Origin of the sequence: Massilia sp. NP310 (assembly GCF_019443485.1) — a bacterium.
Classification (GTDB): Bacteria; Pseudomonadota; Gammaproteobacteria; order Burkholderiales; family Burkholderiaceae_D; genus Telluria; species Telluria timonae.
The window spans coordinates 4,488,012-4,508,484 of record NZ_CP080379.1 but is presented as its reverse complement, the minus strand read 5'-3'; the positions used below and the strand labels follow the sequence as shown (position 1 = coordinate 4,508,484).

Sequence of the window (20,473 nt, the reverse complement as noted above, 5' to 3'; positions counted from 1 at the left end):
AAACTGCCAATTCGCTGAAAAGTTCGCCGTAGCGGCGTCAAGAAACCTATCGCAACGTGCGAGGCGACCACGTCACCAAAAACTGCGGATGCGCCGAAAAATCGTTAATTGATCAGCGCTTCCTTAGAAGCCAGTTGCGCTCAAGCCAGTCGGGTGAAATGTCATCCCCTATAAAATAATGGTAGCTGCTCCATCTCCATTCTTTCAGCGCCGCCACGGTGTTAGCGCGTAGAGGATTTAGAACAATATAACGGGAAACCTCTAGCAGATAGCTATCTTTCTGCACCAATACCGCCTTATAGCGCCCTTGAAACAAGTGGCCAACAACACGATGCCGTCGATTGAAATACTGTGAATAATGACCGTTGAGTTGGCGCATGCAACTCGGTAGATTCCCTTCCACCGTTTCAATCAATAAGTGGTAGTGATTGGTCATCTGGCAAAAACTGTGAATGACGCAATGATAGCGTTCGCAAACCTTCTCCAGAACGTCTAGCCAAATACGTCGATCGGCATCATCCCGAAAGATCGATGCGCGTCGGTTTCCGCGCGACGTCACATGGTAGAGCGCCCCAGGAAAATTAACTCTAAGTGGTCGTGTCATCCGATAACGGTACTGGATCGGCAACCACCAGCGCTGAGATCGCTCAGACTTCCAAGGAACCTTGATTACTGCTGAACTCGTGTCCAAATGTCAGACCTGACCCCGATGTTACCGCTGAGATCGCTCAGACTTCCAAGGAACCTTGATTACTGCTGAACTCGTGTCCAAATGTCAGACCTGACCCCGATGTTACCGCATGGTAGAGCGCCCCAGGAAAATTGACTCTAAGTGGTCGTGTCATCCGATAACGGTACTGGATCGGCAACCACCAGCGCTGAGATCGCTCAGACTTCCAAGGAACCTTGATTACTGCTGAACTCGTGTCCAAATGTCAGACCTGACCCCGATGTTACCGTGACCCCGATGTTACCGATATTGATTAATGCTGAACCCGTGTCCAAATGTCAGACCTGACCCCGATGTTACCGATATTATGCTGACCCCGATGTTACGTGCCCCCGGTGTTGCGATGTTAGTCGTTCAGGCCACCAAAACAAGGACATGGCATCGTATTTGCGCGACACGCCCGCATTTCGATTATTGAACACCTGGATTTTCGTTGACCGTTTTACCAAAAAACCGTGACATGGTGATCTACATCCATGCACGGCGCATGAATGGTGGATAGATCACTGGTCACGGAGGGATATCGTGGATTATGAATACAAGGTCAATGGCCAGACGGTTCGTTTGGCGGAAGATCCAGATCTGGTTGGCGTACGTTATCTGGAGCCGGCGCCGCATAGCCTGCGGGCGGCATTCTCCAGCAGTGTCGGGGCCGACGTTACCGAACGCATCGAAATCCCTAATGAAAAATTCACCTTACTGAAATCCCCGTCCGCGGCGCCCATGTCGGTGAGCCATGCCGTCAACGCGGCGGTCGGCAACCGGCCTGCCGGCGTTGCACGAACGACGCCCGTGTTCAAGCTGGGCGAAACCCGGGTGCTGGCCACAGACCGGATCCTGCTGGGCATGAAAGACCCGGCCACCCCCGTCAGCGGCTTGCTCAAGGACGTGAACTATGAATCGATCGCGCCACGCGGGTTCGGCGAGTACACGGTTACCCTGGCGCCCGATGTCGATCCGCTGGCGACGGTCCAGCAACTGGCGCCAAGCGAAGACCTGGCGTATATCGAGCCGGACTTCGTCAATCTGATGGTCAAGCCCGCGCTTGACGATGTCTCGGCCGATGCTGCCGCCCAGGGCGGCCCGGGCAGCGAGCGCGCCTACGCCGCGCGGCAATACGCGATACAGCTGACCGCCGCCGACCAGGCCTGGAAGCTGGTTCAGGGAAATCTCGCAATCAAGATCGCCGTGCTGGACGACGGCATCGATACCCGGCATCTCGACCTGCGCCAATCGGTCATCGCCGGCTACGACGCCTGCGACAAGGACAATTTTCAGGAGCCCAATGCCTGGGACGGCCATGGGACGGCGTGCGCAGGTCTTGCCGCGGCGGTTCCCAGCAGCACCGATGGCGTCCGCGGGATCGGTGGCGGCTGCTCGATCATGGCGGTCCGGATCGCCTATTCCGACCGGCCGCGCGGCGTCTGGACCACCAGCCCCGGCCAGATCGCCGAGGCGGTCGACTGGTGCTGGCAAAACGGCGCCTCGGTCCTGAGCAATAGCTGGAGCGACACATCCGCGTCGAGCGCCGTCATCGCCGCTTTTGGACGTGCGCTGACGCTTGGTCGCGGCGGCAAGGGCTGCGTTGTCGTCGTCGCGGCGGGCAACAGGCCAGGACCGGTCGGTTTTCCAAGCAACCTCCCCGGTGTGATCTGCGTGGCCGCATCCACGCCGAAAGATGAACCGAAGACGCCCTCCAGCGACGATGGAGAAAACTGGTGGGGCTCCAGTTACGGCCCTGAAGTACTGGTCGCCGCCCCTGGGGTCAAGAACTATACGACCGACATCACCGGGCCGGCCGGCTACAACCCCGGCGGCGATTACTATCCCGGCTTCAATGGCACCTCGTCCGCCACGCCGCTGGTCGCCGGGGCTTGCGCCCTGGTGCTGAGCGCCAACCCCACGCTGTCCGGCGCCCAGGTGACGGCCATCATCGCGCAGAGCGCCGACAAGGTCGGCTCGGTGTCCTATGTCGATGGACGCAACGACCAGATGGGCTATGGCCGCCTGAACGTGCTGAAAGCGGTGCAGCTGGCAATAACGTCGTAACGGCCCGGGCATCCACGACCCGAGCGGAAACACATTAACCCCGGACCGGTACGGAGGCGCCACCATGAAAACGCTGGTCACGACCCTGGGCGCGGTAGCCAGCCTGTGCGGCTGCGCCAGCTCGCTGCATATATACGATGCGGGCAACAGGCAGGCGCCGGGCGTTCCGTTCAGGACGCACGAAACCTATGTCAAGACAGGGACGCATGACAAGGCGAGCGACGGCGGAAACTGCGAGCCGGCGCAATTCGTTACCAGCGCCACCCTGGCGACCGGGGCCTTGTACTACGCCAAGGTCGTCCCCGCCCAATTCGCCAAGACGGAATTCCACGTCAAGTATGGCGACAGCGGGGCGATCAGCGAGATCAGCCTCGGCACGGAGCCCTCCGCCGAAGCCCTGACCGCGGCCAAGGAATTCGTCCAGACCGTCATCCCGCTCGGACCGGCTGCGGGAGCCAGTCCCGCGGCGGCGCGCGCGCCGGCGAAGGCCTGCGATGCCGGCGAGCGCGACGTCAAGTTCATCCGTCTCGACGACTTCATCCAGGGCAGCCGATAAGGGGTTCAGGGCGCGCTATTTGCGCGCAGCACCGGATACAGGTTCAGGCGCTCGTCATACGACGAATGGCGCTTGGCGAAGAACTCCAGGCGCGCCTGCGGATTCTTGGCGAAGGCCGGATCGCTGTCCAGGCGCTCCTGGAAGGCCTTGGCCACGGCCGGGTCGGCCGCCATCTGCTCGCGCGCGACCTCCTCGGCCACGTAGTCCTCCATGTATTCCTTGCGCTCGAAGGCCGTGTTGAACGTGCCCCAGGCCAGCAGCGAATCCGGCGCCTGCGGCTCCAGCATCGCCACCACCAGGCGCGCCTTCGGCTGCGCGATCGGCACGAACAGCGAGCCTGCCGCGACCGGACGGGCTTCCGCCTTCCACTTGCCTTCCACCGTCAGGCGCTGGTGGCCTTCGACCGAGGCCGCGGCCAAGGTTGCCTTGTCGGCGCGGAAGGACTGGAGCTGGAGGTCTTCCTTCGTCTTGTCCAGCTTGCGGAACTCGACGCCGTGCTGGCGCAGCTTCTCGCCCACGATCGCGGCGTAGGCGGCGGGCACGATGTAACCGGCGCGCGGCGCGGTGACCTGGAAGTCGGCCACGATGTCCTGCCACAGCGGCACGCGCCATACCTGTGGCTTGGTTTCGTCGTAGCGCGTCATCAGGGCGCCCGAGACTTCCGACGGCGTGCGGGTGTAGGCGTAGCCGTTGAACTCGACCATCTCCTTCTTGTCGGAAGCCTTGTACGACAGCGCTACCGGCTGGTTGCCCAGCTTGGCGGCGCGCGCGTCGGCCGCATACGCGGCCTGCTGCCATTGCTTGCCGTGCTGCGCTACCTGGTCGAGCACCGACACCACGGTGTTGCGGGTGATGCGCACGCGCACCGGATATTCCTTCCACGAGTGGGTTTCGACCAGCATCGCCATGCGGTTGCGCAGCTGGAAGTAGCCGGTCGAGAAGCGCGGATCGGACACGCCGTCCATGAAGCCCGACATCGGATCGTCATGCTTCACGAACGACATGTAATAGGACTGCGGCGTCGAGCCTTCCCTGGCGATGTCCTTGATCACGTTGGTGCGGAGCAGCAGGCCGGCCTTGCGGAATTCCGGGTCGCCCGAATACACCGGCTCGACCTGGATCGAGATATCGTGCTGGAACTTGGCGCCGTTGGTCGCGTGCAGGTCGACGTAGACCAGTGGATCCCAGGCGTTCACCAGCGCCAGCATGGCCTGCATCTCGGGCGCGTCGGCCTTCAGGTAGTCGCGGTTCAGGTTGTAGTTCTGGGCGGTGGTGCGCCAGCCCATCTCGACCGGGCCGCGCTGGTTCGGGCGGTTCCACTTGCCGAAGCGCTCGTGGCCGTCGACGTTGAACACCGGGACGAAGATGAACACCTGCTTGTCGAGCGCGCCCTTGGCCGCGCGGCCTTCAAGCAGCTCGCGCAGCGCCAGGAAGCCGGCGTCCTTGCCGTCGATCTCGCCGGCGTGGATGCCGCCCTGCATCAGGGTCACCGGCAGGCCCTGCTGTTTCGCCGCCTGCGGGGTGAACACGCCCTTGCCGTTCACCACCAGCGCCTTCATCGGGCGGCCTTCCGGCGTGACGCCGAAATCGATGCACCGCACCTGCTTCGGATACGCCTGCTGGAATGCTGAGCACAGCGCGATCGTCTCGTCGTAGCGGCCGGTGGCGGTGAAGCCCGAGCGTTCGGATACGGTGGTCAGGTCGGGTGCAGCGTGGGAAAGAGGGATAGCCGATAACAGGGCCAGCAGTAACGCAGAACGGATCATCGAAAAGCTCCGGCAAGGACAGAAGGAAGCCGACGATTATAGACGTGTTCTTAGCGCAACAGTTCAACCCTGGAAACACGACGGGCGGACGGCATGCGGCGCCGTCCGCCCGTCAATACAGGCTTTTTTCTCAGCGCGGTGGCGCGCCCGGCGTGGTGTGGATCGAGATCTCCTTGACCTCCGGCCGCACGATCCGCATCGGCACGACGCGCGCCCTGGCCGTGGTCGAGACCGGGCAGGCACCATTCGCGCGGTAAGCCAAGGCCGTGGCCAGCAAGCCTTCGTTCTGGTCTCCCACCGGCCGCGACAGGTCGTCGCTCGCCTGGCAGGTCGGCGTAAAGCCGTCGGTGAAGTCGCCGAAGCCCTTGTGGTTCACGCCCTGGAACTCGATCGAGAAATAGGTCGTGCCACAGTTCGGCACCGGCGTGAAGCCGTAGGGCTTGCCGCAGGTGGTGCCGCCGATCTGGATCACTTCGATGTCGGCGCCGCGCAGGCCGTTGATCACCGATTCGCTGGCCGAGCAGGTGCCCGGGGTGCTGAGCACGGTCACCCGTTTCAGGCCCAGGGTGGGCAGCGGCGTGCCGGTGCGTAGCGGGTTGCTCGAGGCGAAGCCCCAGGCGGTCGAGCGGAACATGATCGGCTGGTAGGCCGGCGTCTTGTCGTTGTAGCGGGATTGCTCGAACACCTTGCCGCTCGTCGACGCCGGGCCGGCGATCATATAGGCCAGCTGGCTGGCGACGTACAGCAGGCCGCCGCCGTTGTAGCGCACGTCGAGCACCAGGTCATTGACGCCGGCCTGCTGGAAGGTGACGAAGGCGTCGTACAGCTGCTTCTCGGACACGGCGTTGAAGCTGTCGAAGGTCAGGTAGCCGACCTTGCCGCTGGCGGTCTCGATCACCTTGACGTTCTTCACCGGCGCCAGCACGACCTCGGCCCCGGCCAGCGTCGCCTCATAGGCCACGCCAGCGCGCTGCAGGGTGAAGCGGTGGGTGGTCCCGGCGGACGCCGGGAACAGCCCGGCATTGATCCGGTCGACCGAGGCTTCATCGTCGGCATTGACGAAATCGACCCCATCGACCTTGAGCAGCATGTCGCCGCGCAGCAGGCCGGCCGCGGCGGCGGGCGAACCCGGCTCGACCGCCGTGATCAGCCAGGTGCGCGGCGCCAGGCCATCGGCGTTGCGGCTCCAGGTGATGCCATAGCCCAGGTCGATGCCCTGGGTCTGCATCGCCTCCCACTCGGCGGTCGGATAGGTGAAGTGATAACGGTCCTTCGGCTTGCCGCTGGCCGTCAGGGCCGGCGTCTTGAGCACCGCGAAGTAGTCGAGCGCGCTCTTGAAGTCGGCCATCTTGTAGGTGTTCGGGATCTCGTCGTACCAGAGGTAGTACTGGTTGGCCCAGGCGCGCAGGAATTTCAGCTCGTCGAGCAGGGTGCCCTGCACGTCGGGATAGGATTTGCCGCTCGCATCCAGCCCCGTGCGCGGGACGGCGCACTTGTTCCAGTAGCTGCCGTAGGCGTCGCCCAGCAGGTTCGGGTTCAGGTCTTCCGGCGTCGGCTGGGTGGCGACCGGCGGTGTCGGGACCGGCGTCGGCGCCGGCGTCGTGGGCGCCGGATTTTGCGCCACCGGAGGCGCGCCGACGCTCGGGGAACCGCCGCCACCGCCGCAACCGGCGAGGACGAACAGCGCGGCGAGCGCACTGGGAATCAAACGCAATGGGAAGGTCTTGCGGGAGGTAGATAGCGAGCTCATGCGTCCGATTATAGACGCCGATATCCGGGCCGAATACAACCAACTGTAACGGTTGAGGCTAGAGCACAACGGCTGATATCAATCGAACAATCGTTGGCCTGACACTGAGCGCGTGGATGGCCGAACCATCCACGCGCTCACGATCAAGCCGCCCGTGGCGTCACGTCCGGCGCATGAAACGCCGCCACCAGCGCCGCCTCTTTCTCCCTGGCCGCCTTCAGGTGACGCTCCTTCACGTGACCGTAGCCGCGGATGTCTTCCGGGATGCTGGCGATCGCCACCGCTTGCGCCAGCTTGTCCTCCGTCAGCTTCGGCAGCAATGCCGTCACCGTCTCGCGGTATTGCTTGACCAGGGCGCGCTCCATCCTGCGCTCGGCCGTGTAGCCGAACACGTCGAAGGCGGTGCCGCGCAAGCCCTTGAGCTTCGCCAGCACGCCGAAGGCGCTCATCATCCACGGGCCGTACTCGCGCTTGATGGCGCGGCCTTCCTTGTCGTGCCTGGCCATCAATGGCGGCGCCAGGTGGAACTTCAGCCTGGTGTCGCCTTCGAACATGGCGCCGATCTTCTCGCGGAAGGCCGGGTCGGTGTGCAGGCGCGCGACCTCGTACTCGTCCTTGTAGGCCATCAGCTTGTAGTAGTAGCGCGCCACGGCTTCGGTCAGGCGCGTGCCCTTGCCGAGCCTTTCTTCCTGCGCGCGCACCTGGTCCACAAAAGCCTTGTACTGGCCGGCATAGGCCGCGTCCTGGTAGGCGGTCAGCAGCTCGATGCGGCGGCTGACGATGTCGTCCAGGGTCTGGATGCGCTTGAACTCGACCACCTTCGACGGCAAGGCGGCGCGGCTCACGGCGGCCAGGTCGTGCGCGGCGCTGCGGCCCCAGTTGAAGGCCGCCTTGTTGAAGGCGACCGACACGCCGTTCAGTTCGATCGCCTTGAGCAGCGAGTTTTCCTGCAGCGGCACATGGCCCTTCTGGAAGGCATAGCCGAGCATGAACATATTGGTGGCGATCGCGTCGCCCAGCAGGGCGGTGGCAATCTGGCCGGCGTCGATGAAGTCGACGTTGTCCTTGCCGCAGGCTTGCTGGATGGCGCCGCGCGAACCCTCGGCCGGGAATTGCCAGTCCGGGTTCTTGACGAAGGCCGCGGTGGTCGCACCGCTGGCGTTGACCGCGGCCCAGGTGCGGCCCTCGCCCATGCGGCTCAGGGCGTCGCGGCTGGCGGTGACGATCTGGTCGCAGCCGATCACCAGGTCGGCGCTGCCGGTGCCGACGCGGGTCGAGTGCAGGTCAAGCTGGCGTTCGGCCAGGCGCACGTGCGACATCACCGGACCGCCCTTCTGGGCCAGGCCGCTCTGGTCGAGCACGATGGCGCCCTTGCCTTCGACGTGGGCCGCCACGGCCAGGATCTGGCCCACGGTCACCACGCCGGTGCCGCCGACGCCGGCCACCAGGATGCCATACGGCGTCTCGACCGACGGAATGACCGGCAGCGGCAAGCTTGGCGGCGCCGCCTCGGCGCTCGATGATTTCTTTGGCTTCTTGAGCCCGCCGCCTTCGACGGTGACGAAGCTCGGGCAAAAGCCCGACACGCAAGAAAAGTCCTTGTTGCACGAGGACTGGTTGATCTGGCGCTTGCGGCCCAGTTCGGTTTCCAGCGGCTCGACCGACAGGCAGTTCGACTGCACCGAGCAGTCGCCGCAGCCTTCGCACACGGCTTCGTTGATCACGACGCGCTTGGCCGGGTCGGGGAACTCGCCCTTTTTCCTCCGGCGGCGCTTCTCGGACGCGCAGGTCTGGTCGTAGATCACGGCCGACACGCCCGGCATTTCGCGCAGCTCGCGCTGCACGTCCATCAGCTCGGAGCGGTGGCGCACCGTGGTGCCCGGCGCCCAGGCATAGTCGCTCGGGTATTTATCGGGTTCGTCGGTGACGACGATGATCGGCTTGACGCCCTCGGCCGCGATCTGGCGGCTGATCATGCCCGGGTCGAGCGGGCCGTCGACGTTCTGGCCGCCGGTCATCGCGACCGCGTCGTTGTACAGGATCTTATAGGTGATGTTGACCTTGGCCGCCACCGCGGCGCGGATCGCCAGGATGCCCGAGTGGAAGTAGGTGCCGTCGCCCAGGTTCACGAACACGTGCTTCTCGTCGGTGAACGGGGCCTGGCCGATCCAGGTCGTGCCTTCCGCGCCCATGTGCGTGAAGGTCGACGTTTCGCGGTCCATCCACAACACCATATAGTGGCATCCGATGCCGGCCATGGCGCGCGAGCCTTCCGGCACCTTGGTCGAGCTGTTATGCGGGCAGCCCGAGCAGAAGTACGGAATACGGTCGGTCTGCGGATTCGGTTTCGCCGGAATGTTCTTGAGCACCAGTTCCTTCGCTTCCAGGAAGGCGATGCGTTCCTTGACCCGCTCGGCGACCGGGTGGCCGGCGCAGTAGTGCGAGATGCGCGAGGCGATGGCGCGCGCGATCTGGGCCGGATTGAGCTCATAGGTCGCCGGCAGCAGCCAGTCGCCGTGGCCCATGCGGTTCTTGTTGCTCCATTCGCCGGTATCGTCGAACTTGCCGACCACGCGCGGACGCTCGCCGTCCGGCAGGTTGTACAACTCTTCCTTGAGCGCGTATTCCATCACCTGGCGCTTTTCTTCGACCACCAGGATCTCGTCGAGGCCGCGCGCGAACTCGTGCACGCCTTCGGCCTCGAGCGGCCAGGTCATGCCGACTTTATACAGGCGAAGGCCGATGTCGCGCGCGGCCTGCTCGTCGATGCCGAGGTCGGCCAGCGCCTGGCGCGTGTCCAGATAGCTCTTGCCGGCGGTGATGATGCCGATCTTCGGCCGCGGGCTGTCCCAGATGATGCGGTTGAGTTTATTGGCGCGCGCATACGCCAGCGCGGCATACCATTTGTGGTTGTTCATCCGCACTTCCTGGTCCAGCACGGCGTCCGGCCAGCGGATGTTCAGGCCATCGGGCGGCAGCTGGAAGTCGGTCGGCGTGACGATCTGCACGCGGTCCGGGTCGAGGTCGACCACGGCGCCCGATTCGATGATGTCGGTCACGCACTTCATCGACACCCACAGGCCGGTGTAGCGGCTCATGGCCCAGGCGTGCAGGCCGAAGTCGAGGTATTCCTGGACCGAGGATGGGTACAGCACCGGGATGCCGCAGTGGGTCAGGATGTGGTCGGACTGGTGCGCGGTGGACGAGGATTTCGCGGCATGGTCGTCGCCGGCCAGCACCAGCACGCCGCCATGCTTCGCGGAGCCGGCGTTGTTGCCGTGCTTGAACACGTCGCCGCAGCGGTCGACGCCCGGGCCCTTGCCGTACCACATGGCGAACACGCCGTCGTACTTCGCGTCCTTGTACAGGTTGGTCTGCTGGGTGCCCCAGACGGCGGTCGCCGCCAGGTCTTCGTTCATGCCCGGGTGGAACTTGACGTGGTGGGCGTCGAGGTGTTTCTTCGCCTTCATGGCGGTCTGGTCGACGGCGGTGACCGGCGAGCCGCGGTAGCCGGTGATGTAGCCGGCGGTGTTCAGGCCGGCCTTCAGGTCGCGCTCGCGCTGCAGCATCGGCAGGCGGATCAGGGCCTGGGTGCCGGTCATGAAGGCGCGGCCGCGCTCGAGCGTCCATTTGTCGTCGAGCGTGATGTCCTGTTGCGGTTGGGCGGGCTGACCGGGCTGCGAAGGCGCGGGCGGGGATGACTCCGGCGGCGCCAGGTGGGCGCGGTCCGTGGGTGCGTTCATGGTGTCTCCAAGATTCTCATGGCGGATACGTCGCGGCGCATTTCCTGCATCTCGCTGACCGTATGTGAGCCAGTATAGTCCTGCCCCCCAAGCATTAAATTCCAAACAATTCCCCCGTCTTCTTGAATTGCGCAATAAAATTGCCATACAAAAGTCTGCAATGGGGTGGGTATGTCAAAGATTGAGCTGGATAAAACAGACCGCAAGATTCTGGAAATCTTGCAAAGCGATGGCCGGCTGTCGAACCAGGACGTGGCCGAAAGGGTAAACTTGTCGCCCTCGCCCTGCCTGCGTCGCATCAAACGCCTGGAAGAAGCAGGTGTCATCCGCCAGTACGTGGCGCTGCTCGACCCGGACAAGATCGGCCTTGGGCTATTGGCGTATGTGAATGTGCGGCTGGAAAAGCACAGCGAGGTGGCGAGCGCCACCCGCCAGCCGGGCTTGCCGGCGACGTCGCCGCGCAACGATTTCGCGGTGTCAGTGGGCACCTGGCCCGAGGTCGTGGCCTGCTATGCGATGACCGGCGACATGGATTTCCTGCTGCGCGTGCACGTCGAAGACATGGACCACTTCTCGCGCTTCATGATGGGCACCCTGCTCAAGCATCCGGCGGTGCTGGACGTGAAGTCGAGCTTTGCGCTGCAGCGCATCAAGGAAACGACGGCGATGCCGTTGGTGTGAGCACGTCATCCCCGCGTAGGCGGGGACCCAAGGTGCCTTTACTTATTTTTTCGGTGTAAAAAATTTCACCGCCGCGCGGGCATTGGCCTTGACCGTGTAATCGATCGCCGCGAACTGCTCTTCCAGCGCCTCGGCCATCACGCTGCCCGGGCTGGGCGGCGGCAGTTCGAGGTGGGCGTCGGCCTCGCCGTACTCGCGCTTGATGCGCATGCCGGCCTTTTTGGCGATGTGCATCATGGTCTGGTTCGAGGTCAGGCATTGCATATACAGGGTGTCGACGTCGGAGTTGCGGCAGTGGATCGCCGCGCGCTGGAACAGGCGCGTGCCCACGCCCTGGCCGCGCGCCGACTTCGACACCGAGACGCCGAACTCGGCCACCTGCTGCTTGGTCGTCGACTTGCGCCCGTCGGCCGAGGCGAAGGCAAGATGGCCCATCCCGACCAGCTGGAACACGTTGTTGACCACGCCGAACAAGATGTCGCGCGAGAAATCGATCTTCGCGACGTAGGCCGCGATCTGTTCGTCCGGGATCATGCTGCCGAAGCGCAGCAGGCGGTCATTGCTGTCCAGCGCCAGCAGATGGCGCAGCACGCGACGGCGGTCGCGTTCGCCCAGTTCCTTGACCAGCACCGGCGGCTGGCCCTTCTTGCCTCTCAGGCCCTGGATCCAGCGGCGTAAGGGATTGTCCAGCATCTCGATACCTTCACGTACTGCAACATTCGGATTCTAGCCGATCGGGTCGGCATTGGCGGCGCGATCGGTATTGTCGCGCGCGGCGCCTTCCAGCGCCAGTCCCGCAGGATGGTCCAGGCCCAGCCATTGCGATTGCGGACTGACCACGAACCGCCCCTTCCCGGCCTGCTTGGCCGCGTACATGGCCTTGTCGGCGTCCGCCAGCAGCGCTTCCTGCCCACGCGCGGCGCCCGCCTGGCCGCGCGCGCTGGCGATGCCGATGCTGGCCGAGATCGTCACCGCGTGGCCATCGGCCTCGGTGATCGATTCGATTTCGGCCAGGGCCAGGCGCGCCACGCGCAGCGCGCCGGCCTCGGAGGCCACGTCTTCGAGCAGGATCACGAATTCGTCGCCGCCCAGGCGCGCCAGCGCGTCCTCGGCGCGCAGCTTGGCCTGCACCCGGCGCGCGACCATCTGCAGCACCAGGTCGCCGGCGGCATGGCCCCAGGTATCGTTGACCGCCTTGAAACCGTCCAGGTCGATGAACATCAGCACCACCACGCTGTCGCGGCGGTCGGCGCGCGCCAGCGCCCGCTCCAGCAGGCGGGTCAGCTGGCGATAGTTGATCAGGCCGGTCAGGCTGTCATGCTGGGCCAGGCGCTCGAGCTGGCGCGACTGCGCTTCGAGCTCGGCGGTGCGCTCGGCCACGCGCTGTTCCAGCGTCTCGTTGGCCGACTGCAGGCGGCGGTTGACCACGCCGATGATGCGGTAGCTGCGGCGCAGCCGCGCGCCGGCGTACACCAGCAGCACCATCAGCACGGCGCTGTAGGCGAACAGGTAGCCGCGAAAGCGCTGGCGCTCCAGCAGCACGGCGTCGAAGGAACGGTCGAACTCGCGCTCCAGGCGGTCGAGCGCGGCGGCGCTGCCGGCGGCGGCGATCTGCGCCTCGAGCAGGTTTTCCAGCGGACGCTTTTCCAGGATCACGCGGCAGCTGGCGATCACGGCATCCATCTTGTCGTTCACGGCCGGCGAGAACGCGATCTGCTGGGCCGCCACGTCGCCCAGGATTTCGTCGATGCGCGCCGCCAGCGCCGGGCTCGGCGCGATGTTGTAACGCAGGGTCTCGGTCAGCAGCGCGTTCAGGGTGGTGTCGAGCCGCACCACGATGCGGCCCGGCGCCAGCGCGCCTTCGATGCCCGAAATCTCGGTCTTGAGGTCGGCCACGGCCGGCGGCATGTGCAGCAGCGCCGCGCGCAGCGGCGGATTGTGCTTGGCGAACTGGGCAACCAGCTGCTCCTTGCCCTGCAGCGCCTCCTGCAACTCGGCGTAGGCGGACTGGGCGTCGCTATCGCCGGTGAGCGGCAGGGTGTCGCCCAGGCGCGCCATCAGGTCGTGCATGCGCGGCAGTTGCGAAGCGAGGTCGAGCGGCGTGGCGGCGCGTCCCGTATGCGCGCGCAGGATGTTGGCATCCCATTCGGCGTCGAGCTTTTCGAGCTCGCGCAGGTTCAGCATGACACTGTTGCGGATTTCCGGGTCCACCGTCTCGGTGCGGACATAGAGAAACACCAGCACCGCGCTCATGAAGATGACCGCCAGGCTTGCCAGAAGCACACGACGGCGCCGGCACCAACTTGCAACACGCCGTGCCAGCAAGGTGAACATCGTTTTTCTCCAACGCAACAATTTACAGTTACTGAAGGATAGCAAAACGTTTGGCCGCACCGCACGAACCGTGTAACTACATGTAACCAAACCCTGTCAATACATGTGAATTAGTTGTCTTGATGCAACACTTGCCGGACGGCTTCGACGCGCGCAGCATGCACGGCCCCCGGAATCTCCGTCTTGCGCTCGGCGTGGCGGGCCGCGACCTCGCCGGCGTTGACGGCGCGCGCCGCGTCCAGCGCGCGCGCCAGGTGCGGTCCCTGGGGCCGCTCGCCTTCCCCGCAACCGGCCGCCAGCAGCATCTGGGCGAAGCGCTCCGGCTTACGGAAGGCGTCGCAGCGTTCGAACAGCGTGACGATGGCGTCGGCGGGCAGCGCCAGCGCCCGCCCGACCTCGTCCTGCTCGCGCGCCGTCATCACGGCCAGGTCGCGGCACTCGTTGGGCACCTTGAGGCGCTTGCACACGGCCTGGATCGGCTCGACGGCCGCCAGAGTGCGCATCAGCACCGCGAAGCGCACTTCCAGCGGGTGGCCGAGTGTGGCGGCGCGGTCGATCGTGCGCAGCGCCGGCTCGTTCCACAGCGCGTCCAGTTCGGGCAGGATGCGCGCCAGCGCGCCGCAGTCGCGCAGCACCTCGAGCATGCGCGACGGCTGGCGCTCCATCAGGCCGCGCGCCAGCTCCTGCCAGACGCGCTCGGGCACCAGGGCGTCGACCTCGCCCTCGTCGACCATGCGGCGCATCAGGGCGTTGGTGCTGTCCGCCACCGTGAAGTCGGGCAGGCGCGCGGCGAAGCGGGCGATGCGCAGGATCCGCACCGGGTCTTCGGCGAAGGCATCGGACACGTGGCGGAACAGGCGCGCCTGCAGGTCTTGCCGGCCGTTGTGCGGGTCGACGATGCTGCCGTCCTCGGCCTGCGCCATGGCGTTGATGGTCAGGTCGCGCCGCACGAGGTCCTGCTCCAGGGTGACGTCGGGCGCGGCGTGGAACACGAAGCCGTGGTAACCGGGCGCGGTCTTGCGCTCGGTGCGCGCCAGCGCGTATTCCTCTTGCGTTTGCGGATGCAGGAAGACCGGGAAATCCTTGCCGACGGCGCGAAAACCGGCCTTGATCATCTGCTCGGGAGTGGCGCCGACCACCACGTGGTCATGGTCCTTCACGGGCAGGCCCAGCAGGGCGTCGCGCACGGCGCCGCCGACGATATAACTGCGCATCGTCATTCGCCCGGCAGATCGGCGTCGTGCAGCGGGGTCGGATCGGTCTCGGCCATGGCTTCATTCACCCAGCGCGCCACCGCCGGGTGGGCCAGCACGCGGTCGCAATAGGCCTGCAATGCCGGGGCCAGCGCCACGCCATAGGTCTTGAAGCGGCACACCACCGGCGCATAGAAGGCGTCGGCGATCGAGAACTCGCCGAACAGGTACTGGTGGTGGCCGAAGCGCGACAGGCAGTCTTCCCAGATCTCGCAGATGCGGCCGATGTCGGCCTGGGCGCCGGGCGTGCGTCCGCGGCCCGGCAGGCGCGCCTGGATGTTCATCGGCATGCTGTTACGCAGCTCGCCGAAGCCGGAGTGCATCTCGGCCACGATCGAGCGCGCCAGCGCGCGCGCGGCCACGTCTTGCGGCCACAGATGTTTATCGGGGAACTGCTCGGCCAGGTACTCGACGATCGCCAGGCTGTCCCAGACCGTCATGTCGCCCGACATCAAGACCGGCACCCGTCCCGCGTGCGAGTAGCGCGCGATCTCGTTGGCGGTGTCGGGCTGGTCGAGCAGGACTTTCACTTCGGTGAATGGAATGCCGAAGGCGACCGCCGCGACCCAGGGCCGCATCGACCACGAGGACAGGTTCTTGTTGCCGATGATGAGGGTTAAACCGGGGTGTCGGGTTGCGTCGAGCGTGCGGGCAAGGATGGGGTCGCGTTCGATGGTCTGCATGGTTTGTCGTTTATTTTTCAGCGCCCGGCATGGGTGCGATAGGCGTCGAGGCGGTCGTGCCGGTTGAGGTAGTGCGGCGCGGCCGACTCGATCGCCGTGAGCTTGATCCCGAGCGACTCGGCTGTCAAGGCATGGGTGTCGGCGGCCACGACATTGTCGACCAGCATCGAATCGAGGTTGTCGCGGCTGACGAGGGGATCCCCCGGCAACAGCTCGAACAGCCGCGCCTGCAGGCGCGCCGCCCAGTCGGGCAAGCCCAGCACCGGACGCTCGCGGCCGGCGAAGCGGCCCGCCAGCCGCACCAGCTGGCCCAGGGTGTACACGGCCGGGCCGCCCAGCTCGATCGTGGCGTCGCGCAGGTCGGGCCGGGCCAGGGCGATCGAAAAGGCGGCGGCGACGTCGCCCACGTACACCGGCTGGAAGCGCGCGCGGCTGGCCGCCAGCGGCACCAGCGGCAGGTGGCGCTGCAGGCGCGCGAACATGGTCAGGAAGTGGTCGCCGGGACCGAACACCACCGAGGGACGGAACACGGTGGCCGCGACCGTCGGCTGGCTGCGCGCGGCCAGTTCGCCGTCGGACTTGGAGCGGCCATACATCGAGGAGCTGGAAGCGCTGGCGCCGAGCGCGCTCATGTGCAGGTAGCGCGGCACGCCCACGTCGGCGCAGGCGGCGGCGATGCGGCGCGGCAGCTCCACGTGCAGGTGGCGGAAACCCTCGCCATAGGGCCGGCCGTGGCCGCCATGCAGCACGCCGACCAGGTTGATCACGGCGTCGCGCCCGGCCAGCAGCTTGCGCAACACGGCGTCGTCGTGGATATTGGCCACCTCGACGTCGACGCCCGGCAGCATGGTCAATTGCTTCGCGCTTTCGTAGTGGCGTACGGGCACCAGCACGCCCACGCCGTCGTCGGACAGCCGCGCGGCCAGGTGCTGGCCGATGAAGCCGGTGCCGCCGATCAGCACCACGTTCGGTGGCCGCACGCTCACGCTCGTCCTCCCCGGCTCAGTCCAGGACCGAAGCGCTGCCCGGGCGCGGGCTGATCGTGCCCAGGCGCGCCTTCAGCGATTGCGGCTTGCCCTCGAAGATCGAGGCATAGTTGGTGGCATTGGCCATGACGTTGCGGACATAGCCGCGCGTCTCGGTGAAGGGGATGGTCTCGACGAAGATCGCGCCTTCCATCGGCGCGTCGAGCCGGCCGCGCCAGGTGCGGGATCGGCCCGGGCCGGCGTTGTAGGCCGCCGTGGCCAGCACCTGCGAGCCTTCGAAGTTCTCGAGCACCATATTCATGTAGTTGGCGCCGAGCGTGATATTCGTATGCAGGTCGTTGAGCATGGTGTGCACGAAGTTATCCAGGCCAATCTTGGCCGCCACCCACTTGCCGGTGGCGGGCATCACCTGCATCAGGCCCGAGGCGCCGACGCCGGAACGGGCGTCGCGGATGAAGCGCGACTCTTGCCGGATGAGGCCATACACCCAGGCTTTATCGAGGCTCAGGCCCTGGGCGGTGGGCTTGAGGACCTCGAGATGGGGCGCCGGGAAGCGCTGGTCGTAGCTCAGCTCGGTGCGTGTGCGCAGCGAGGTCTCGACCATGCGGTCGAGGTGCTCGTTGCGGCGCGCCAGCTCGGCGGCGGCCAGCAGCTGACGTTCAGACAGCCCGCGCAAGCCCCAGTTCCATTCACGGTTGCCTTCCGCGCGCAGGCTCAAACGGTAAAATTTCAGCGCCCGCTGCAGGCTCGCATTATTGGTCGCCTGCGACAGTTCCGGCGCCGTGATCGGCGCCACCGGTGGCGGCGCGACGATCTGGTTGCCCAGCTCTTCATGCGCCAGCTGGGTATAGAAGGTGGTCTGGGCGGCGATGCCCTGCCACAACGCGCGCGCCTCTTGCGTGCGGCCTTCGGCCTGCAGGGCGCGGCCCAGCCAGTAGATCCAGGTCGACTCGGCGCGCAGGTTCGGCGGCATCGCCTCGATGGTGGCGCGCACTTGTTTCCAGTCGCCGCGGCGCAGCGCCATGCGCGTCTTCCACTGCATCTGGAATTCGGTGAGCGTGGCGCCCTTGGCGCGGTCCCAGTAGCCGTGCGCCTCGGGCGCCAGCGCGATCGAGGCCGCCAGCGCCACGCTGGCCCAGCCGATGGCGCGCTCTTCGCTGGAGAGTTGCGGCCCGTTCTTTTCCAGGCTCGCGACGGCGATCTTGAGCGTGGTGCGCGCCATGCGGCCGACCGCCACCAGGTAGAGCTCACGTTCGGCGCGGGTCTTGCCGACGCCGCGCGCCAGCGCCACCGCCGGCAGGTCGACCGCCTGGGCGGCGCGCGTTTCGGGCAGGCCCAGCAGCACGGCGACGCGGCGCGCGGGCCCGGTGGTATTGTCCAGGCCGGCAATACGCAGCTGCCACAGCAGGTCGGCCTGGGTGAACTGGCCGTTGCCGGCCAGTTGCGCGATCAGGCCGCTGCAGGCGTCGCCATAGCCGGCTGGCGTTTTCAACAAGGCGCGCGCTTCGTCGGCCACCCGCTCGCCGCGTTCGGCGCGCGCCAGCAAGGCGTAGCAGCGGATCTGCAGGCTGCCGGTCCCGGCCAGCGCGCCGGCTTCGCGCTCGAAGGTATTCCATTCGCGCCGCTTGCCCAGTTCCAGCAGCCACTCGGCGCGCAGCTGCTCGGCCACCGCCGTGCCGTCGTGCCGGCGCAGCACCTGCAGCACCTCATCCTGGATGGCATCGCGCAAGCGCGGTTTCAGACGATAATAGTCGACGTAGGATGCCAGCGAGTAATTCGACGGCAGGCGCGAGGCGATCGCATTGACGCGCGCGCCGTCGTTCTGGCGCGCCGCTTCGCGCAGCAGCAAGAAATTGTCGTCATCGGCGCGGCTGTCGGCCACCAGCGCCGGCCCGGCAGCGGGAACGCCCACGGTGCCGGCGCCGGGAACGGACGGCGCACCGGCCGGGATGGGCGGCAGCGCCACGTCGGGCGCGGGTGCATCGGGGTCTTCCTGGGCCATCACACCTGCAGGCAGTGCGCAGGACAGAACAAGGGCAATAGCGGCCGGCCACAAGCCGGCTGACAATTTCGATTGAAACATCCACAACTCTCACATTACGCTGCATTGAAACCATGACCGGCGATCAAAGAATACCACGCGCCTCCGCGCCTCCACCAGACACGGCAGCGAGCAAACTTGCCCAGCAACAGGACAAGGCACTGTTGCGCAACACACTCAAGGCGCTGCGGCGCGCGATCGATCCGGCCACCAGACACGCCTGGGACGACCGCATCGGCGCGCGGGTGATTGCCTGGTGCCGGGCGCATTCCCACGAAACGCTGGGCGTGTACTGGCCGCTGGCCGGCGAACCGGACTTGCGTCCAGCCTACGCGGAATTGGCTCAAGCAGGCGTACGGCTGGCATTGCCGGTGGTGGTCGAACGCGATGCGCCGTTGGGATTCGCCGAGTGGCTGCCTGGTGAACCGACGGTGACGGACCGGCTGGGCGTGGCGGTGCCGGCCGAGCTGCGGATGGTCGAACGGCCACCGGCTTTGCTGGTGCCCTGCCTGGGCTTCAATGCTTTAGGGTATCGGGTGGGATATGGCGGGGGGTTTTATGACCGCACGCTGGCGCCGGAGCCGAGGCCGGCGACGGTGGGGATCGCGTATGGATGCCAGCGGGTGGAATTCGCGGGCGACGCCCACGACATACCATTGGATGGCGTGATTACCGAAGAATGACGGCCGGGCCTGGACCCGGCCGTCATTGCATCAGGCACGCAGGCGTTGCCAGATCGCCGTCGTCGGCGCCGCCTGGTTCATGCTGTAGAAATGCAGCCCCGGCGCGCCGCCCGCCAGCAGGCGTTCGCACAGCCCCGTCACGACGTCCAGCCCGAAGGCCTTGATCGAGGCGCTGTCGTCGCCGAAGCTGGCCAGCTTGAGGCGCACCCAGCGCGGAATCTCGGCGCCGCACATATCCGAGAAACGCATCAGCTGCATATAGTTCGTGATCGGCATGATGCCGGCCACGACCGGCACATCGACACCCAGCTTGCGCACATTGTCGACGAACTGGAAGTACGCATCGGCATTGTAGAAATACTGGGTGATGGCGGCATTCGCCCCGGCCTGCACCTTGCGCGCGAACGCCTGCAGGTCGTCTTGCGGCGAACGCGCCTGCGGGTGCATCTCGGGATAGGCGGCGACCTCGATGTGGAACCAGTCGCCGGTTTCCTGGCGGATGAATTCCACCAGCTCGCTGGCATAGCGCAGTTCGCCCGCGCCGCCATAGCCGCTCGGCAGGTCGCCGCGCAAGGCCACGACGCGACGGATGCCGCTGTCCTGGTATTGCTTGAGGACGTCGCGGATCGATTCGCGCGTGGCGCCGACGCAGGACAGGTGGGGCGCGGCCTCGTGGCCGGCGGCCTGGATCTCGCGCACCGTCGCCAGCGTGCCCTGCTGGGTGCTGCCGCCGGCGCCGAAGGTCACCGAAAAATACTTCGGATTGAGGTCGGCCAGCTTTTCGCGCGCGATGCGCAGTTTCTCCGCGCCTTCCGGCGTCTTGGGCGGGAAGAACTCGATACTGAAATCAGGAGTTTCCATCTTTGTCGGAAAGAAGCAAGGTAGAGAGCGCCCACGAAATGATGCTGTACAGGATGGCTGCCAGGAAGGCCGACCAGAAACCCGCCACCTCGAATCCACCGACCACATTCGACACCAGCCAGAACAGCAAGGCATTGATGACCAGGATAAACAGGCCCATCGAGACCAGGGTGACCGGCAGGGTCAGGAGCACCAGCACCGGACGGATCAGGGTATTGACCAGTCCGAGCACCAGCGCCGCGATCAGGGCGGTGCCGATGCTGGAAACTTCGACGGAGTGCATCAGGTAAGGCAGGGCCATCAGGGCCGCGGCATTGATCAGCCAGGTAACCAGCAAGCGCATCGGTACAGACTTTC

General features: G+C 65.8%; 16 protein-coding genes. 4 read left to right on the top strand and 12 right to left on the bottom strand.

Going from position 1 to position 20,473, the window contains the following annotated elements; genetic code table 11:
• Nucleotides 1–112 precede the first annotated feature (112 nt).
• Nucleotides 113–604 carry a transposase gene (locus KY496_RS19845; RefSeq protein ID WP_229520546.1) on the bottom strand — a complete coding sequence of 164 codons (492 nt, stop codon included), beginning with the start codon at nt 602–604 and terminating at the stop codon, nt 113–115.
• A gap of 651 nt (nt 605–1,255) precedes the next feature.
• Here KY496_RS19845 and KY496_RS19840 point away from each other — a divergent pair.
• Both KY496_RS19840 and KY496_RS19835 read left to right on the top strand, forming a co-directional pair.
• Nucleotides 1,256–2,779 carry a S8 family serine peptidase gene (locus KY496_RS19840; RefSeq protein WP_143054460.1) on the top strand — a complete coding sequence of 508 codons (1,524 nt, stop codon included), beginning with the start codon at nt 1,256–1,258 and terminating at the stop codon, nt 2,777–2,779.
• Between the two features lie 64 nt (nt 2,780–2,843).
• Nucleotides 2,844–3,335 carry a hypothetical protein gene (locus KY496_RS19835; RefSeq protein WP_005663665.1) on the top strand — a complete coding sequence of 164 codons (492 nt, stop codon included), beginning with the start codon at nt 2,844–2,846 and terminating at the stop codon, nt 3,333–3,335.
• Nucleotides 3,336–3,340: 5 nt separating this feature from the next.
• On the opposite strand, the gene KY496_RS19830 is transcribed toward KY496_RS19835, so the two are convergent.
• The 3 genes from KY496_RS19830 to KY496_RS19820 form a co-directional block, all read right to left on the bottom strand.
• Nucleotides 3,341–5,101 (bottom strand): M14 family metallopeptidase, encoded by a 1,761-nt coding sequence (locus tag KY496_RS19830; RefSeq protein WP_005663667.1) that lies wholly within the window; start codon nt 5,099–5,101, stop codon nt 3,341–3,343.
• 130 nt (nt 5,102–5,231) lie between these two features.
• The gene (locus tag KY496_RS19825) at nt 5,232–6,851 is read right to left on the bottom strand and encodes a S41 family peptidase (protein ID WP_219862082.1); all 1,620 of its coding nucleotides are present in this window, start codon (nt 6,849–6,851) and stop codon (nt 5,232–5,234) included.
• Between the two features lie 143 nt (nt 6,852–6,994).
• Nucleotides 6,995–10,594: an indolepyruvate ferredoxin oxidoreductase family protein gene (locus KY496_RS19820; protein ID WP_219862080.1), complete on the bottom strand. Its 3,600-nt coding sequence runs from the start codon at nt 10,592–10,594 to the stop codon at nt 6,995–6,997.
• A 171-nt stretch (nt 10,595–10,765) separates the two neighbouring features.
• On the opposite strand from KY496_RS19820, the gene KY496_RS19815 reads away from it, so the two are divergent.
• Nucleotides 10,766–11,275: an Lrp/AsnC family transcriptional regulator gene (locus KY496_RS19815; protein WP_071360791.1), complete on the top strand. Its 510-nt coding sequence runs from the start codon at nt 10,766–10,768 to the stop codon at nt 11,273–11,275.
• Nucleotides 11,276–11,317: 42 nt separating this feature from the next.
• On the opposite strand, the gene KY496_RS19810 is transcribed toward KY496_RS19815, so the two are convergent.
• From KY496_RS19810 to KY496_RS19785, 6 genes are all read right to left on the bottom strand, one after another.
• Nucleotides 11,318–11,968 carry a GNAT family N-acetyltransferase gene (locus KY496_RS19810; RefSeq protein WP_219862079.1) on the bottom strand — a complete coding sequence of 217 codons (651 nt, stop codon included), beginning with the start codon at nt 11,966–11,968 and terminating at the stop codon, nt 11,318–11,320.
• A 33-nt stretch (nt 11,969–12,001) separates the two neighbouring features.
• Nucleotides 12,002–13,558 carry a diguanylate cyclase gene (locus KY496_RS19805; RefSeq protein ID WP_229409711.1) on the bottom strand — a complete coding sequence of 519 codons (1,557 nt, stop codon included), beginning with the start codon at nt 13,556–13,558 and terminating at the stop codon, nt 12,002–12,004.
• Nucleotides 13,559–13,719: 161 nt separating this feature from the next.
• Nucleotides 13,720–14,823 carry a multifunctional CCA addition/repair protein gene (locus tag KY496_RS19800; protein ID WP_219862077.1) on the bottom strand — a complete coding sequence of 368 codons (1,104 nt, stop codon included), beginning with the start codon at nt 14,821–14,823 and terminating at the stop codon, nt 13,720–13,722.
• A 2-nt stretch (nt 14,824–14,825) separates the two neighbouring features.
• Entirely contained in the window at nt 14,826–15,545 is a 720-nt protein-coding gene (locus tag KY496_RS19795) for a glutathione S-transferase family protein (RefSeq protein ID WP_005663679.1), read from the bottom strand.
• A 17-nt stretch (nt 15,546–15,562) separates the two neighbouring features.
• Nucleotides 15,563–16,531, bottom strand: coding sequence for a complex I NDUFA9 subunit family protein (locus KY496_RS19790; RefSeq protein WP_219862075.1), 969 nt, complete (start codon nt 16,529–16,531; stop codon nt 15,563–15,565).
• Between the two features lie 16 nt (nt 16,532–16,547).
• The gene (locus tag KY496_RS19785) at nt 16,548–18,533 is read right to left on the bottom strand and encodes a lytic transglycosylase domain-containing protein (RefSeq protein ID WP_219862073.1); all 1,986 of its coding nucleotides are present in this window, start codon (nt 18,531–18,533) and stop codon (nt 16,548–16,550) included.
• A gap of 113 nt (nt 18,534–18,646) precedes the next feature.
• On the opposite strand from KY496_RS19785, the gene KY496_RS19780 reads away from it, so the two are divergent.
• Nucleotides 18,647–19,255: a 5-formyltetrahydrofolate cyclo-ligase gene (locus KY496_RS19780; RefSeq protein WP_219862071.1), complete on the top strand. Its 609-nt coding sequence runs from the start codon at nt 18,647–18,649 to the stop codon at nt 19,253–19,255.
• A gap of 30 nt (nt 19,256–19,285) precedes the next feature.
• On the opposite strand, the gene metF is transcribed toward KY496_RS19780, so the two are convergent.
• Complete coding sequence (gene metF, locus KY496_RS19775) at nt 19,286–20,116, bottom strand: methylenetetrahydrofolate reductase [NAD(P)H] (protein WP_219862069.1); 831 nt, start codon at nt 20,114–20,116, stop codon at nt 19,286–19,288.
• Nucleotides 20,103–20,459 carry a phage holin family protein gene (locus KY496_RS19770; RefSeq protein ID WP_005663690.1) on the bottom strand — a complete coding sequence of 119 codons (357 nt, stop codon included), beginning with the start codon at nt 20,457–20,459 and terminating at the stop codon, nt 20,103–20,105. Before KY496_RS19770 ends, metF begins: the two co-directional genes overlap by 14 nt.
• Nucleotides 20,460–20,473 lie beyond the last annotated feature (14 nt).